The organism is Rhodococcus sp. MTM3W5.2 (assembly GCF_001984015.1).
Taxonomy (GTDB): domain Bacteria; phylum Actinomycetota; class Actinomycetes; order Mycobacteriales; family Mycobacteriaceae; genus Rhodococcus_G; species Rhodococcus_G oryzae.
The window spans coordinates 2,756,235-2,772,946 of record NZ_CP019572.1 but is presented as its reverse complement, the minus strand read 5'-3'; the positions used below and the strand labels follow the sequence as shown (position 1 = coordinate 2,772,946).

At 69.7% G+C, this 16,712-nt stretch carries 11 protein-coding genes and 2 pseudogenes; 7 read left to right on the top strand and 6 right to left on the bottom strand.

Annotated elements, in window-relative coordinates; genetic code table 11:
* The 7 genes and pseudogenes from narH (at position 1) to BTZ20_RS12775 (ending at position 11,158) form a co-directional block, all read left to right on the top strand.
* Positions 1-1,587 (top strand): nitrate reductase subunit beta, encoded by a 1,587-nt coding sequence (gene narH / locus BTZ20_RS12805; RefSeq protein ID WP_083742653.1) that lies wholly within the window; start codon positions 1-3, stop codon positions 1,585-1,587.
* A 70-nt stretch (positions 1,588-1,657) separates the two neighbouring features.
* On the top strand, positions 1,658-2,356 hold the full coding sequence (gene narJ / locus BTZ20_RS12800; protein WP_077041625.1) for a nitrate reductase molybdenum cofactor assembly chaperone: 699 nt from the start codon (positions 1,658-1,660) through the stop codon (positions 2,354-2,356).
* Positions 2,353-3,086, top strand: a pseudogene (gene narI, locus BTZ20_RS12795) (respiratory nitrate reductase subunit gamma). The gene narJ and the pseudogene narI overlap by 4 nt, the downstream one beginning before the upstream one ends.
* A 137-nt stretch (positions 3,087-3,223) precedes the next feature.
* Positions 3,224-3,928 carry an MspA family porin gene (locus BTZ20_RS12790; RefSeq protein WP_077041624.1) on the top strand — a complete coding sequence of 235 codons (705 nt, stop codon included), beginning with the start codon at positions 3,224-3,226 and terminating at the stop codon, positions 3,926-3,928.
* Positions 3,929-4,068: 140 nt separating this feature from the next.
* Positions 4,069-5,560: pseudogene (locus tag BTZ20_RS12785) on the top strand (TIGR02677 family protein).
* Complete coding sequence (locus BTZ20_RS12780; protein ID WP_077041623.1) at positions 5,557-6,966, top strand: DUF2398 family protein; 1,410 nt, start codon at positions 5,557-5,559, stop codon at positions 6,964-6,966. The pseudogene BTZ20_RS12785 and the gene BTZ20_RS12780 overlap by 4 nt, the downstream one beginning before the upstream one ends.
* Positions 6,967-6,979: 13 nt before the next feature.
* Complete coding sequence (locus BTZ20_RS12775; protein WP_077041622.1) at positions 6,980-11,158, top strand: TIGR02680 family protein; 4,179 nt, start codon at positions 6,980-6,982, stop codon at positions 11,156-11,158.
* 604 nt (positions 11,159-11,762) lie between these two features.
* On the opposite strand, the gene BTZ20_RS12765 is transcribed toward BTZ20_RS12775, so the two are convergent.
* Genes BTZ20_RS12765 through BTZ20_RS12740 form a run of 6 tightly spaced genes read right to left on the bottom strand, consistent with a single transcriptional unit; the run spans position 11,763 to position 16,700 of the window.
* Positions 11,763-12,323: a sugar O-acetyltransferase gene (locus BTZ20_RS12765; RefSeq protein WP_077041620.1), complete on the bottom strand. Its 561-nt coding sequence runs from the start codon at positions 12,321-12,323 to the stop codon at positions 11,763-11,765.
* Positions 12,324-12,355: 32 nt separating this feature from the next.
* Positions 12,356-13,597 carry a cysteine--1-D-myo-inosityl 2-amino-2-deoxy-alpha-D-glucopyranoside ligase gene (mshC, locus tag BTZ20_RS12760; RefSeq protein ID WP_077041619.1) on the bottom strand — a complete coding sequence of 414 codons (1,242 nt, stop codon included), beginning with the start codon at positions 13,595-13,597 and terminating at the stop codon, positions 12,356-12,358.
* Positions 13,598-13,645: 48 nt separating this feature from the next.
* A complete protein-coding gene (locus tag BTZ20_RS12755) occupies positions 13,646-14,464 on the bottom strand; it encodes an SCO1664 family protein (protein ID WP_077041618.1) in 819 nt (272 codons plus the stop codon).
* A gap of 3 nt (positions 14,465-14,467) precedes the next feature.
* A complete protein-coding gene (locus tag BTZ20_RS12750; RefSeq protein WP_077043673.1) occupies positions 14,468-15,061 on the bottom strand; it encodes a DUF3090 domain-containing protein in 594 nt (197 codons plus the stop codon).
* Between the two features lie 51 nt (positions 15,062-15,112).
* The gene (locus BTZ20_RS12745; protein WP_077041617.1) at positions 15,113-15,805 is read right to left on the bottom strand and encodes a histidine phosphatase family protein; all 693 of its coding nucleotides are present in this window, start codon (positions 15,803-15,805) and stop codon (positions 15,113-15,115) included.
* Between the two features lie 49 nt (positions 15,806-15,854).
* The gene (locus BTZ20_RS12740; RefSeq protein WP_189636675.1) at positions 15,855-16,700 is read right to left on the bottom strand and encodes an undecaprenyl-diphosphate phosphatase; all 846 of its coding nucleotides are present in this window, start codon (positions 16,698-16,700) and stop codon (positions 15,855-15,857) included.
* Positions 16,701-16,712: the final 12 nt, after the last annotated feature.

Genomic DNA, 16,712 nt, shown 5'->3' with positions numbered 1-16,712 from the left:
ATGGCGCAGATGGCCATGGTGATGAACCTGGACAAGTGCATCGGCTGCCACACCTGCAGCGTCACGTGCAAGCAGGCCTGGACCAACCGCGGCGGCGTCGAGTACGCCTGGTTCAACAATGTGGAAACCCGCCCAGGCCAGGGCTACCCGAGGCAGTACCAGGACCAGGAGAAGTGGAAGGGCGGCTGGACGCTCAACAAGCGCGGCAAGCTGACGCTGCGCACCGGCTCCCGGCTCAAGCGCCTGCTCAACATCTTCGCCAATCCCGACCTGCCGACGGTCTCGGACTACTACGAGCCCTGGACCTACGACTACGAGAACCTGCTGGCCTCGCCCGCGATGGACACGGTCCCGGTCGCACGCCCGAAGTCGCTGCTGACAGGCGAGGACACCAAGGTCACCTGGGGTGCCAACTGGGACGACGACCTCGGCAGCGGACCCGAGCAGGTCGGCAAGGACCCGTTGCTGGCCAAGGTCTCCACCAAGGTCAAGCTCGAGTTCGAGCAGACCTTCATGTTCTACCTGCCCCGTATCTGCGAGCACTGCCTGAACCCGGCCTGCGCGGCGTCGTGCCCGTCCGGAGCGATCTACAAGCGCTCCGAGGACGGCATCGTGCTCGTCGACCAGGACAAGTGCCGCGGCTGGCGGCAGTGCGTCACAGGCTGCCCCTACAAGAAGATCTACTTCAACCACAAGACCGGCAAGGCCGAGAAGTGCACGTTCTGCTACCCCCGGATCGAGGTCGGAATCCCGACCATCTGTTCGGAGACGTGCGTCGGCCGGCTGCGGTACATCGGCGTGATGCTCTACGACGCCGACGCGGTGCTGGAGGCCGCCTCGGTCACCGATGACAAGGATCTCTACCCGTCGCAGCTGGGTGTGTTCCTCAACCCGCACGACCCGAGGGTGGTCGCCGAGGCCGAGCGGGCGGGCATCTCCGCCGAGTTCATCGAGGCCGCGCAGAACTCCCCGGTCTACAAGCTGATCGTCGACTATCAGGTGGCGCTGCCCCTGCACCCGGAATACCGCACCATGCCGATGGTCTGGTACATCCCGCCGCTCTCGCCGATGGTCGAGGCCCTCTCGGACACCGGCCACGACGGCGAGGAGGCCGACAACCTGTTCGGCGCCATCGACTCGCTCCGCATCCCGGTCGAGTACCTGGCCGAACTCTTCACGGCGGGCGAGATCGGGCCCGTGCGTGCCTCCCTGCAGCGTTTGGCGGCGATGCGCGCGCACATGCGCCGGGTCAACCTGGGTGAGCCGACGCGGCCCGAGGTCGCGAACGCGGTCCGGTTGACCGAGACCGAACTCGAGTCGATGTACCGACTGCTCGCCATCGCGAAGTACGAGGACCGGTACGTCATCCCGAACGGGGCGGGCTCTGACGCTCACCGGCTCGACGCGCTCGCCACCGGATGCAGCCTCGAGGGCGACGGCGGGCCCGGCATGACCGCGTTCGACGTGATGGCGGACAAGTTCCATCTCACCGAGCAGGTCGCCGACACCAATTCCGATGCGGCACCGGACAACAAGTCCGGCCGGATCAACCTGCTCAACTGGGACGGCAAGAGCACAAGGGGCTGATCCCGGCCTCGGCGGGTTCAGGAACCGGGCCGGACGCGGGCCTGCCAACGCCGGGATCGGACGGCGTCTGATGGTCGCGCTCGGATTGCGCCGCAAGGTGTCCAACAAGTTCCGGCCCGGGGCGGAGGCGACACTGTCCGAGCGGGACCAGCGGGTCGTGTGGCGGATCGCCGCCCTCCTGCTGGACTACCCGACGGAGCAGACGCTGGGGATGCTCGGCGATCTGCGCGCGGCGGCCGAGACGGTGCCGGGACAGCCGGGCGCCAACCTGGTTGCCTGCGTGGACTTCATGCAGCGCACGCCGCGGATCGAGTTGTCCTCGCTGTACGTCGAGACGTTCGACCTGCGTAGGCGCAGCAGTCTGCACCTGTCGTACTACGCGTACGGCGACACCCGCAATCGAGGAATGGCGCTGCTGCGCTTCAAGAACGCCTACCGCAACGGCGGCGTGACGCTCGGCGACCACGAGCTGCCCGACTATCTGCCGGTGGTCCTCGAGTTCGCGGCGACGACCGACGCCGCGCGCGGCTGGCGGCTGCTCGTCGAGCACCGCGCCGTGGTCGAGGTGCTCCGACTGTCGCTGCGCGACAGCGATTCCCCTTTTGCTCCCGTCCTGGACGCGGTCTGTGCGACCCTGCCGGAGCTCGACACCGACGACCGGCAGAAGGTGGCGAAGATGGCGTCCGAGGGGCCACCCGAGGAAGCGGTCGGCCTCGACACCTACGCGCTCGACCCCGCATTGCACCCCGAGATGGGAGAACGACGGTGACCACGCTGATGTGGCTGACCCTGCCCTATATCGCCTTCACCTCATTCGTGGTGGGCCATGTCTGGCGTTACCGCAAGGACCAGTTCGGCTGGACCACACGGTCCTCCCAGATGTACGAGAGCCGGTTGCTACGGCTCGGCAGCCCGCTGTTCCACTTCGGGATCCTTGCCGTGCTCGCGGGCATATCGGCGGCGTGTTGATCCCGGCCAGTTGGACGCAGGCGCTTGGCATCTCCGATCACACCTATCACCTGCTCGCGGTGGGCTTGGGTGTGCCAGCGGGAATCGCCACCGTCGTTGGCCTGTCCATTCTCGTGTACCGGCGGATCAGCGTGCCTGCCGTGCGTCAGTCCAGCAGCACCAGCGACAAGATCATGTACGTGCTGTTCATCGCCGTCATCGCGACCGGGATGTACAACACCCTCGGCGAGAACCTGATCCTGGGCGATTACAACTACCGGTCGACGGTCTCGCCCTGGTTCCGGAGCCTGTTCACGCTGAACCCGCAGCCGGACCTGATGGTCGGCGTCCCGCTCAGCTTCCAGCTGCACGGGTTGACGGTGCTGGCGCTGCTGGCGATCTGGCCGTATACCCGTCTGGTGCACGTGTTCAGCGCGCCGATCGGATACCTGGGCCGACCGTACGTGGTCTACCGGAGCAAAGACATCAAACGCCCCGGCGGCAACCGCTATGACAAGGCCTGGGAGACGGCAAACCGAAACACCGTGTGAACAGCCACCGCCACACCGCCGAAAATGTCGCGGCATCGTCACAGATCAACTAGCGTTCGAGAAGCATCGGGGATCTGTGTTGATTTGAGCCAATCGCAAGTACGTGATCGGAAACTCGACCGAACGGATGTGGATTCATGGCAAGAATTCGTGGACCTCGGCGCCGCCGCGGAACCGGGCCCCGTCGAGCGGCTGCGATCGCCGCGGTTGCGGCCGTCGGAATGGTTCTGGGCAACGGCACCTCGGCGGCGGTGGTCAACAATGCGAACAGCCTCATCGACGGCGCGGGTAATCGCGTCGAAGTCTCACAGGGCGACACCTTCATCAATGCCGTTCCGCCGCTCGACAGCTCACCGCTGAGCCGGGAGTTCTTCCACAACGGCTACGCGCAAGTCACCATCGACGGGCCAACGGCAGCGAGTTTCACAGGCACCAAGCTGTCCTTCGGCTACCAGATCGGCTACCCGGTCGCACTCACTGGCGCATCGGTGCAGCTGAACACCCCCGGCCTCGGCTTCGAACTCGAGCACACCGACGGCATCATCTTCGGTGACGTGTTCGACGAACCCAACGTCGAACTGGGATTCGAGAACCGCGGCATGCTGGCGGGCGACATCATCCCGCAACAGAATCTGATCGTCGACCTCGAACCCGGTGGCATCACCGATGTCCCGCTGGTCAGCGAGAAGGAATTCGACGGCCCGGGGGCCAGGATCCGCCTCGCGGGTGTACACGGCAGCATCTCGGGGGCCCTCGGGCAGGTCACGCTCCGCCCGTACGCCCGGGTCGAGACGGCGTCCGGTGACATCGCGATGACCTACGGCGCGCCGGTGCCGCTGTAGGCCGGACACAATGCGGCACGAAGGCCGGGGGACGCGGATTCGCGTCCCCGGCCCTCGTCCGTGCACCGGGCGGTCGGCCGCGAAACGCCGATCCCAATGCCCGCTAGGTGCCGTCCGGCCGCTCCCCTACCCTGTTCACGATGAGTGATTCCGGAACGCCCGCCGCGGGCCCGCGCGATGACCGGCTGCGGCTGTTCGCCTTCACCAGCGCGGAGAAGCGCGGCGAGTACCTGTGGGTGCTGCGGGCGTTCGATCACGCCAGGGCGAATTACGTGGTGTTGCTGCACGCGGGCGAGATCGCCGAGATCCTCGGCCGGATCGCGGGCGACGACCAGGCCGGCCGGCTGGCCGGGGTCGAGATCACGCCGCTGCTCGAGCAGCTACACCTGTGGGGTGTGCTCGAACGCAGCTACGACGGCAGCCGGGCGGCCACCCTCGCCGAGTACCGCAACCGGCACTTCGTTTACCAGTTCAGCCAGGCCGGCTACCAGGCCTTTCGCGCGGTCGAGGACGTGCTCGGGGCCCGCCTCGAGGATGCCTCGCTCTCCCGGCTCGCGCTGCCCGACCTGCTGGCGGACATGCGGGAACTCGCCGAGGCGAACCGGGCGGCCGACGGCGACCTGATCTACCGGAAACTCAGCAGGCTCGACTCCACGCTGTCGGACATGGCGACCAGGGCGGCGCAGTTCTACCTCACCCTCGGCGACCTGGTGCGCACCACCGAGATCACCCCCGAATCGTTCCTCGCCCACAAGGACGCGCTGCTGACCCACATGCGCGAGTTCAGCTCGGACCTCGCCCGGTACGCACCCAAGCTCGCAGGGGCCATCGCGGCCGTCGAGGAGACCGGCATCGACCTCCTGGTGGCCAGGGCCGCGGCCAGCGACGAGCGGGTGCTGCTGCCCCTGCACGAACGCGAGGACGACTGGCGGTCCCGGTGGTCGGGGCTCAAGCACTGGTTCGTCGCCGACGGCGGCGTCAGCGAATCGGACCGGCTGCGAGAGGGCACCATGAGCGCCATCGCCGCGGTCCTCGCGCTGCTGCGCCGCGTCACCGAGACGCGCAAGGGCGGCGTGAGCCGGGAGAGCCAGCTCCGGCACCTGGCCGGCTGGTTTGCGGCGACCCCGACGGAGGACGCCGCGCACGCGCTGTACCAGGCCGTTTTCGACCTCGGCAGGCCCCGGCACCTGTCGATGCTGCACCCCGACGCCGACATCATCCCCGAGTCGCGGTCCTGGTGGGAGGCCCCGCCGGTGGAGATCTCGCGCACCCTCGCCGAGACCGGCCGCACCCCGTCCCCGGCCTGCCCGGCCGGGTGCAACGCAACGACGCGAGCATCCGCCGGCTGCGAGAGGGGCAGCTCGCCGCGCAGCGCGCCCGCGCCACAGCGGCCAAGTCACTGGCCACCGGCGGCGTCTACGACCGGGTCCTCGACGAGCAGGAGACCGAGGTGCTGCTGAGCCTGCTCAACGCCGCGCTCACCGCGCGGGTGCCGGTGAGCGGTAGGGTCGGCAGCTCGACCGGCGCCGAGAACGGGGTCCGGTTGACGCTGCGCCCCACGACGAGTCGACGACGGTCCAGACCGCCCGCGGGAGGCTGCACCTCGACCGGCTGCAGGTGAGCGTTCAGTGAGGGCACGCGAGATCGCGCCGCTGGCCCTGGACTCCTACCAGCGCGCCGCACGGATCATCCTCTCCAATCACCTTGTCACACAGACGTATCCGGATCGGATCGCGCTGCCGCTGCTACGCAGGTGGGCCACCGAGCTGCGCGAGGACCTCCTCGAACTGTTCGGCTACCGGCTCGAGGTCACCGAGACGACGGCACGGCTGTTCACCGTGACCGACCGGCTGGACCCCACGGCGGCGGCCAGGACCGGCACCGACCGCACCTTCGACCGGCACCGCTACGCCTATCTGGCGCTGTGTCTCGCGGCACTCGGACGAGCCGGGAACCAGATCACCCTCTCGGAGCTGGCGGATCACGTCGCGGCCGACGCCACCCAGATCGACGGCGTGGAACTGTCCACCGAGCGGGCGGCCGACAGGGACGCGTTCGTCGACGCGGTCGGCTGGCTGGCGGCCAGGGGCGCCATCGCGCTCGCGGACGGCGACGCGGGCGGTTGGGCGGCCAACCCCAGCGCGGGCGAGGCACTGTACGACATCGACCGCTCCGTCGTGGTCGCGCTCTTCCGGCCGCCGCGCGCCCTCCAGCACCTCACCTCGATCAGGGGCCTGCTGGCGGGGCCGGAGGTGCAGGCGGCCGACGAGGACGGGCTCGTGCCCGACCGGCCCACGGACCCGAGGGAGACCGCGAGGCGGGTACGCCGGGCGCTGGTGGAACGCCCGGTGGTCTACGCGGACGAGCTCGACGACGACGAACGCCTGCAGCTGGCGCTGCCGCGGACGGCGGCGGACGTCGAGCTCCTCACCGGCCTGGCAGCGGAGCGACGGGCCGAGGGCATCGCGCTGATCGACACCTCCGGCCGGATGTCCGATCTGCGCTTCCCGAGCACCGGCACCGTCGCCCAGGTGGCCCTGCTGCTGGCGGGCGAGATAGCGGACCGGGTGCTGGACCCGGACGCGAGCGAACTCGTCCGGGTGCCCGCCCCGCAGTCCCGCACCGCCGCCCTGATCGACGCGCTCGACGGTGCCATCCCGGCGGCAGGCGTGTTCCAGGGTCTGGCCGAGAAGCCGTCCGACGACCCGGCCTCGGATTCCGGGTCCGGCCCCGAGCCCGCGCTGTTCCCGCTCGTCGACGACGCCTGGATCGCGGCCGCGGTGGCGGAGCTGGTTCGACGGTTCGGCCGGACCTTCGCGGCGCAATGGCAGGCCGACCACGACGGACTGCGAGTGCAGGCCGTCGCGCTCCTGGACAAGCAGCGACTGGTGCGGCGCACCGAGGGCGGCGTGCTCGTGCTGCCCGCGCTGGCGCGCTACCGCGGCGTCGTCGTGAACGTCCGCGACCGGGCGAGCCAGCCCGAATTGTTCACCGACAACCCTGAACTCGCAGCCCCGTCCGAACCAGTAGAGAAGTAGAGGCAGAATTCGCATGGCAAGCGCGCGCTTTCGCCCGACCCGGGCCGGGATCATCAACCTCTGGGACTACCGCGACCAGGAGTTCTCCTTCGCCGACGGCCGCCTGGTACTGCGCGGGCCCAACGGCTCCGGCAAGACCAAGGCCCTCGAGGTGCTCTTCCCGTTCGTGCTCGACGGCCGCATCGAACCGCGGCGGCTGAACCCGTTCGCGGGCGAAGAGCGCACCATGAAGTCGAACCTGCTCTACCGCGGCCAGGACAGCGCGCACTCCTACGTCTGGATGGAGTTCGCCCGCGGGTCCCAGGCGGACCCCGAGGCGGTCACCGTCGGCATCGGGATGCGCGCCACCCGGCAGAACGACAAGGTCACCCGATGGCATTTCGTCGCGGACGGGCGGGTGGGCGTCGATTTCTCCCTGCTCGGCGACGACGACCGCCCGCTGACCAAGCGGCAGCTCGCCGACCAGATCGGCACCGACGCGATCACCGACCGGCCAACCGACTATCGGGCCGCGATCGATGCCCGGCTCTTCGGCCTCGGCGCCGAACGCTATGACCAGCTGATCAACCTGATCCTCACCCTGCGCCGACCGCAGTTGGCGAAGAACCTCGACCCGAAGGGCCTCTCCCAAGCACTGACGGACGGCCTGCGCCCGCTCGACGAGCAACTAGTGCTCGAAGCCGCCCGCTCGTTCAGCGACATGGAGGAGGTCGGGCGCGCGCTCGAGGGCCTGGCCGCCGCCGATCAGGCCGCGCAGGGCTTCGTCGGGGTGTACACCAAGTACCTCCGCCAACAGGCCCGCGCGGACGTCGAGCAGGTGTCCCGGCGGCTCGAGTCCGTCGACCAGGGCATCGTCGCGTTGGCCGAGGCCGCCGAACTGCGGACCCGCCGCCAGGAGGAGCGGGTCGCCGCCGAGGAACGGTTCGATGCCGCCGAGCGCGCGCTCGAGCAGGGTCGATCCGACCTCGAGACGCTGCAACGGTCCGGCGCGTACGAGGGCAAGCAGCAGCTCGACGACCTGGCCGCCGTGGTCGCGCAGCTCAAGGTCTCGACCGAGCAGCAGCTCGACAAGGCCCACAAGGCACAGGCCGGTCTCGAACAGCGCGCCGACGAGGCCGCGAGGTCCGCGAGCGCGGTGGCCCGCGCGGTGGCGGCGCTGACCCGGGCCGAGGACGAACTGCAGTCGGCGGCCGAGGACGCCGGGATCGCCTGGACGCCGTTGCCCGCGACCTCCCGCCCCGACCAGTTCGCGGCCGCGCTGCGCGGTCACGCCGAGGAGCGTGACGGCGATGTGCGCGCGGTGCGGGCCGCGCTCGCCACCGTCGAGAAGGCCGGGACCGAGCGGACCCGCGCCGACCGGGCCGCCGCCCGCGGGAGCGAGTTGCTCGAGACGGCCAGGGCTGCCGTCGCGGAGGCCGAGGCGTCCACGGAACTCGCCCGCGCCGAATGTGCGGCGGCGCTGCGGTCCTGGTGGACGGACCATTCCGCCCTGTTCGCCTCCATCGGGGTGAACGAAACCCTGTTCGACGCGCTCGACTCCGCCCTGGCAGGCGCGGGCGACGACGAATCACCGAGTCTGGCAACGGTGCTCGCCGAGCGCACCGAGGCCGGGCTCGACACTGTGCGGGCCACCCGGGCCCAGGCCGAGCTCCTGGCCGGCCAGTCGGCCGCGCACGTCACCGAACTGTCCGCCGACCGGGACCGGATCTCCGCTGAGACCGATGATGCCCCACCGCCGTTCGCGGCCAGGTCCGGCTCTCGCGAGGATCTGGCGGGCGCCCCGCTGTGGCGCCTCGTTCGCTTCGCCGACGGGGTGAGCCGGGAGACGGCCGCGGGCGTCGAATCCGCGCTGCAGGCCGCGAATCTGCTCGACGGGTGGGTGTACGGCGGCGAGGGGCCTGCCCCGGCAGCCGATTCGGAGCAGTACCTGGTGGCGTTGCCCGAGTCGGACCGGCCCGCAGGCCCGACGCTCGCCGACGTGCTGACCGTCGAGGCCGACACCGGGGTGCCCGAGGAGAGGGTGCGTGCCATCCTGTCGTCGATCGCACTGCACACCGAGCCCACCGAGCCTGCCGCCGCGGTCGGCGTCGGGGTCGACGGACGCTTCTGGCAGGGCGTGCAGCAGGGTACGCACAGCAAGCCCGACGCCGAGTACATCGGCACCACCGCGCGGGCCCGGCGACGAGAGCTGCGGCTGGCCGAACTCGACCAGGCCATCGAGGAGGCCGAGCGGTCGCGCACCGAAGCCCTTGCCGCGCAACACGAGGCGGGCGAGCTGGCCGGACGGCTCGCGACCGCGTCGAAGAGCTTGCCCCGCACCACGCCGGTGCTCACGACGCTCAAGTCGGTCACCGAGGCGGCAGGCGCACTGCGCACCCGCTCGGAATCGGCCGCCGCCACCCAGCGCGAGCTGGACCAGGCAATCGCCGACCTGGGCGCGAAGGAGAAGCAACTGCGCGCGGCGGCGGTCGCGCACCGGACCCCGAATGCGGGCCGTGAATTGGACTCACTCGCGGCGGCGATCCGACACTTCGAGAAGCAGGGCGATCTGGTGCAGCGCTGCAGGCGTGAACACGACAAGGAGGTCGAGCACCACCGCGAATCCGACGACCGGCACAGCGAGGCCCGCGCGATCGCCGAGGAGTTCGCCGAGGAATCGGCGATCGCCGAGGAGAACTATTCACAGCAGGTGCAGCGGTTGGCGATGCTGCGCGACAATCTCGGTGCGAGCGCCGAGCAGATCGACGCGGACCTGGAGAAGGTCCGCGCCCGCATCGAGGACCTCAAGTCGGAGCAACGGGCGGCCCGCAAGGCCAACGAGTCCGCCGTCGAGCAGATCGGCAAGGCGGAGGGCGCCCACAGCGCCGCGATCGAGGCGCTGCGCAGCGCGCTCACCGAGGTCAGGACCGACGCGGACAGATTGGCGCCGTACGCCCGCCGCGACCTGCTCGAGCTGTTGGGGATCACCGAGAACCACTCCTGGCCCGCCAGCGCGGCGGCATGGTTGACCGCCGATCAGATCGTCTACCGGATCCAGAACGAGGACGGGGCAGGCGCAGACGCGTCGGTGCTCCCCGACGAGGTGGGAGCACTCCATCGCGCGTTGACGGAGGCGACGGAGTCCGTGCGGGTCAGCGACGGGGCACGCAAGTCCACCAGGACCGCGCTGACCACCGCGCTGCAGGACTTCGATGCCCAACTCGCGGCGGCGGGCCAGGACTACCGGCTGCAGTGGGACGCCCCGGACGGCCTCACCACCGTGCGGGTGCAGGACGAGCAGGGCCACTCCTCGATCGGCGAGTTCGCGGGCCGCATCGCCGTCGCCCGCCAGGATCAGGAACAGCTGCTCACCGAGTCCGAGCGCCGGATCCTCGAGGACGCGTTGCTGACCGGTCTGGCGCAGCAGATCCACGAGCGCACCGTCGATGCGAGGATACTAATCGCACAGATGGGCACCGAGATGCGCGAGCGTCGGATGTCCTCGGGCAACACCATCGGCGTGCACTGGGTGCTGGCCGACAACCTCGACGAGAGCTCACGGGCGATCTCGAAACTGCTCGACCGCGACGCCTCCGCGCTCGGAGCCGACGAACTGGCCACCATGCGAGCGCATTTCGCGACCCAGATCCGGTTGTCCCGGGCGGCGCACCCGGAGCGGTCGTACCCCGAGATCCTGGCGACCGCCCTGGACTACCGCCGCTGGCGGGTCTTCTCCTTCACCCTGATCGGGGGCGACGGCAGCGAGGATCGGCTGACCGTGGCCCGGCACGGCGCCCTCTCGGGCGGCGAGCAGTCGGTGTCGCTGCACCTGCCGCTGTTCGCGGCCGCACACGTGATGCTGTCGTCGGCGGACCCGCACTCGCCTCGATTGCTCGGCCTCGACGAGGCCTTCGCCGGTGTCGACGACAACGGGCGCAGCGAATTGCTCGGCCTGAGTGTGCAATTCGACCTGGACCTGTTCATGACCGGATACGACCTGTGGGTGACTTACGCGGGCGTGCCGGGGTGCGCACACTACGACCTGGCGCATTCGACCGCGGAGCAGTCCGTCAGCGCCGCCCTGCTGGTCTGGACGGATGGGGAACTGCTGGCCGAGCACGACGGCAGCGATCTGGCGACCGCGCTCGGCTCGCCGCTGCGCCGCCGGGTCCTCGCCGCGGCGGACGGCGGCCTGGAGTTCGCGCCGGTGTGAGAGCCGGGGCCTGCCTCAGTAGCTGAAGTACGCGACCCCGGCGCAGCTCGCCGCGCACGCGACCGGCGTGGTGTCGAATCGCCACCGGACGTTGGGGTCGGTTCCCCGCGGATCCCAGGTGGCGATCGGTCCAGCGGTCCCCGTTGGGAGCACTCCGAACGTCTCCGGGGCCGCGGTCCGAGGACCACGAACTTGGTGGTCGGTGACGACAGGACGTTGCGGTCGGTGACCACGCGGTAGAGGATCGTCGGGTTCGAGTACCACGGCGGCTTCACCGTGCCGGTGGCCTCGACGACCGGCAGACCTGAATCAAACGCCGCCGCAACAGCTGTGCCGGCAAGGATGCCGGGCACGGCCGGTGCCGACGATCCAGAGGACGACAAGGGTTCGGGCGGCGGGTTCGCCCCCGCGGCAGGCGCGACCGCCACCCCGATTCCCAACATCAGCGCCGACGCGCCCACCGTCCGCCGGCAGCGCTTGCCGCGTGCGTTCATCACCAGTCCCCCTCAGCCACCCCAGCCGAAATAGCGGTCGGTCTGTTCATCCGGCCGCACCCTTGGCCCGTTACGCGCGCAGCGTGAGAAATGCCGCGAATCCCGAACGGCTAGGACAGTTCCCGGATCACCCGGCACGGGTTGCCTGCCGCGAACACCCGCGGCGGCACGTCCTTGGTCACCACGGAGCCCGCGCCGATCACCGAGTCGTCTCCGATGGTCACGCCGGGACAGACGATCACTCCCCCGCCCAGCCACACGTTGTCGCCGATCACGACCGGCGCCGCCGACTCCCACCGCTGCCGCCGCGCCTCGTGATCCTCCATCGGATGCAGGGCGGTGAGCAGCTGCGCGCGGGGACCGATCGAGACGTCGTTCCCGATCGTGATCGGCGCGCAGTCCATCAGGATCGCGTCGTAGTTCAGGAAGCTGTTCGAGCCGATCGTGATCAGCGATCCGTAGTCGCACTGGAATCGCGGCATGATCCAGGACCCCTCACCGATCGAACCGAGGAGCCGCGTCAACAGATCGAACCGCAGCGGATCCTCGTCGGCCCCAGTGGCATTGAACTGGTCGAGCAGGCGCTGGCAGGACTTCCGCTCCGCGACAAGGTCGGCGTCGTTGTCGCGATAGAGCTCGCCGCGCAGCATTCGATCTCGTTGTTCCCCCATGACGCCGACCCTAACCGACGGCATGGGGACGGTCAGCGCAGCGAGACCCCGAGCAGTCCGTCGACGGCGTCCGCGAGCGTCCCCGGCGCCGACACGTCCGAGCCGCTGTGGTCCACGGCCCACCGGGCCCAGGCGTCCACGGCGTCGATCGCCTTCGGGGTGTCCAGGTCGTCCGCCAGATGCTGACGCAGCCGGGCGATGGTGTCCTCCGCGGACTGTGCCGACTCCAGCGCGGCGGCGCGACGCCACAGCGCGAGACGCTTCTCGGCCTCGGCGAGCACGTCGCCCGTCCAGGCCCGGTCGGTGCGGTAGTGCCCGGACAGCAACCCCAGGCGGATCGCCATCGGATCGACACCCTCCCCGCGCAGCTTCGACACGAACACCAGATTGCCGCGGCTCTTCGACATCTTCTCGCCGTCGAGGCCGATCATCCCGGTGTGCACGTAGTGCCGCGCGAATCGACGGTCCAGCACAAGGGATTCGGCGTGCGCGGCCGAGAACTCGTGGTGCGGGAAGATCAGATCGCTGCCGCCACCCTGCACATCGAAGCCCGAGCCGATCCGGTTCAGCGCGATCGCGGAGCACTCGATGTGCCATCCCGGCCTGCCGGGACCGAACGGCGACGGCCAGGACGGCTCGCCCGGTCGCTCGGCGCGCCAGACCAGCGCATCGAGCCGGTCCTGCTTCCCTGCCCGCTCGGGGTCTCCCCCGCGCTCGGCGAAGAACCGCTCCATGGTGTCGCGGTCGTAGCCGGACTCGTAGCCGAACTGCTCGGTGGCGTTCGCCCGGAAGTAGACGTCGGGGTACTCCTCGTCGTCGACGACGTAGGCGGCGCCTGCGGCGAGCAGCTTCTCGACCATTTCGACGACCTCGTTCACCGATTCCACGGCGCCGATGTAGTCGCGGGGCGGCAGCACCCGCAGCGCCTCCATGTCCTCGCGGAACAGCGCCGTCTCCCGCATGCCGAGCACCACCCAGTCCTCGCCGTCACGCGCCGCGCGCTCGAAGAGCGGGTCGTCGACGTCGGTCACGTTCTGCACGTAGTGCACGTCGTGCCCACCGTCGCGCCAGAGGCGATTGACGAGGTCGAACGTCAGGTAGGTGGCGGCGTGCCCGAGGTGCGTGGCGTCGTAGGGGGTGATCCCGCACACGTACATGGTGGCGGTCTCGCCCGGGGTGACGGGCCGGACCCGGCGGTCCGCGGTGTCGAAGAGCCGCAGCGGCGGCCCCTGACCGGGAACGGAGGGAACGGCTGTGTCGGACCAGGACTGCATACGGACGAGCCTATCGGAGGGCCAGAAGTCGTCCGGAACGAGTTCCCGCTAGAACGCGGGCCACGGGATCGGCCGGTGATCTCCTGGCAGCGGCATCACCGGGTCCGCGAGCATGCCCTCGGTCCGCGCCACCAGCGCGTCCACCTCGTCGCCGGTGATGTGTTCACGCAGTCGGTCGGCCAGCGGGCCCCGCAGGCGCTCCGCGAGGGCCTCGACGTCGACGAGCAGCGCGCCGAGGACCGGCTGACCGGCCCAACCCCACAACACGGTGCGCAGCTTGTCCTCGCTGTGCAGGCAGATGCCGTGGTCGACGCCGTACACCGAACCGTCGATGCCCTCCAGCGCATGACCGCCCTTGCGGTCCGCGTTGTTGAGCAGGACGTCGAGCACGGCCATCCGCTGCAGCCGGGGGTCGTCGGCGTGGACCAGCGCCACCTGCTCGCCGTCGCCGTCGTACGCGAGGAGCACCTCGAACCAACCGGCAGGCACCTGGTCCGGCGGGCAGATGTCGACCAGCGCCATCCGCTCACCCAACTCACCGGTCGGTTCCGGGGTCTCCACCCAGCGCTGCACCATGCCGGGGCCGTACGGCCCGTCCCGCAGGATCGTCTCCGGGATCACGCCCCACCCGAGCGCCTCGGAGATCAGGTAGGACGCGACCTCGCGGCCTGCGAGGGTGCCGTCGGGAAAGTCCCACAACGGGCGCTCGCCGCGGATCGGCTTGTAGACGCAGCGGACGCTCTGCCCGTTCGTCGTCGCCTCACAGACCAGTGTGGCGTTGCTGGCACTGACGATCCGACCCAGCACTGACAGTTCGCCGGTGTGCAGCAACTCGGACTCCTCGTCCACGACGTGGTCGGCGGTCAACGGCTATTCCTCTTCGGGTAGTTCGTCGATGCGTTCGAAGTTCGCGCCGCGGCGGTAGCCGTTGGTGCGGATGCAGACATGCCCCTCCGGGGCCAGCGGCTCGCCGCACAGCGGGCACGGCGCGCGCCCTGCCGCGATCACCCGCACGGATCGCAGTGCGAACGCCCTGGCCTGCTCCGGCGTCAGGAAGACCCGGACGGCGTCCGGCCCGTCCTCGGCGTCGTCGAGGACCACGGACTCGTCGAACTCCGACTCGCTGACCGCCAGCAACTCGACGACCACCGAGCCGGCGTCCGCGTCCCAGCCGAGGCCCATCGTGCCCACCCGGAACTCGGCGTCGATCGGCGTCATCAACGGGCTGAGGTCCTCGAGTTCGACGTCCTGCGGCGGCACGGCCGTTCCGAACCGGCGGTGGACCTCGTCGAGCAGCAGCCCCATCCGGTCGGCCAGCACCTGTACCTGCTGCTTCTCCAGCAACACGCTGATCACGCGGGACTCGTGGATCGCCTGGAGATAGAAGGCACGGTCACCTGGCTCGCCGACGGTGCCGGCGATGAATCGATCAGGGGTGCGGAAAACGTGTATTGCTCGGGACATCAGCACCTCCGTCTGGTCGAGTGATCGCTATCTGTGATTATCCGCCTACCCCTACCTTCCCACCTCGCCGCCGGGAACGGCATCGGACGATCCGACACCGGCGGGCTTGGCGGGCGCGCTGCCGTTGAGTCCCGACAGGTCGCCGGTGTCGTTCATCCGCAGCACGAACGGTCGGGTCGCGGTGTAGCGCACCACGCTGACCGAGGCCGGATCGGCGACTATCCGCTGGAACCCGTCCAGATGGGTGCCGAGTGCATCGGCGAGCACCGACTTGATCACATCGCCGTGCGTGCAGGCCAGCCAGAGCACGTCCCCGCCGTGTTCCTCGGCGAGCCTGGCGTCGTGCGCCCGGATCGCGGCGACCGCCCTGGCCTGCACCTGCGCCAGGCCCTCGCCGTCGGGGAACACCGCGGCGGATGGGTGCTGCTGCACCACCTTCCACAGCGGCTCCTCCAACAGGTCCTTGATCGCCTGTCCGGTCCACGTGCCGTAGTCCACCTCGATCAACCGGTCGTCGGCGATCGGGTCCAGGTCCCGGTCCCGCGCCAGCGGCTCGACGGTCCGTTCGCAGCGCAACAGCGGGGAGCGCACGATCGCCGCCAGCGGCACGCCCGAGAGCCGATCCACCACCGCGCGGGACTGCTCCCGGCCGCGATCGTCCAGATCGACGCCCGGTGACCGGCCGGCGAGCATGCCCGAGGTGTTGGACGTCGACCGCCCGTGCCGCAGCAGGATCACTGTCATGGCCCCAGCCTAGGGCGTGTCACCCGAATCCAGCTCTGGGACGCATGCCCTAGGTCGCCGAGATCACGCCCGTGCCGAGCAACCCGAACACCAGCAGACCAAGGATGATCCGGTAGCCCACGAACCAGTACATCGAGTGGTCGACCACGAACCGCAGCAACCACGCGATGGTGACGTACCCGATCACGAAGGCGATGAGGGTCGCGACGATCAGCTGGGCCCCGCTGGCGTTGAGTCCCTCGCCCGCGGGAGCGAATGCGTCGGGGAGGCTGAACAATCCGGCCGCGGTGACCGCGGGGATCGCCAACAGGAACGAGTAGCGGGCGGCGGCCTCACGGGTCAGACCGAGGAACAGGCCCGCGCTGATGGTGCCGCCGGACCGCGACACCCCGGGGATCAGGGCCAACGCCTGGGCCGAACCCATGATCACACCGTCCTTGAGCGTGAGCTGTTCGATCGGCCTGCGCTTGCGCCCGTAATACTCGGCCGCGGCGATCACCAGCGCAAAGACGATGAGCATGGTCGCGACCAGCCACAGGTTGCGCGCCCCGGTGCGGACCTGGTCCTTGAAGAGGAACCCGAGGACGCCGACGGGGATGGTGCCGACGATGACGTACCAGCCCATCTTGTAGTCGTGATCGCCGCGCTTGTCCGGGTCGAACAGGCCACGGAACCAGGCCATCGCGATCCGCCAGATGTCCCTGGCGAAGTAGACGAGCACCGCGGCCTCGGTGCCGAGCTGGGTCACCGCGGTGAAGGAGGCGCCCGCGTCGGTGTCCCAGAACAGTTCCGACACGATACGAAGGTGGCCGGAGGAGGAGATCGGCAGGAACTCGGTCAATCCCTGGACCACTCCGAGGACGATGGCCTGCAGCCATGTCATCGATTCCACGATCACAGGCGGACT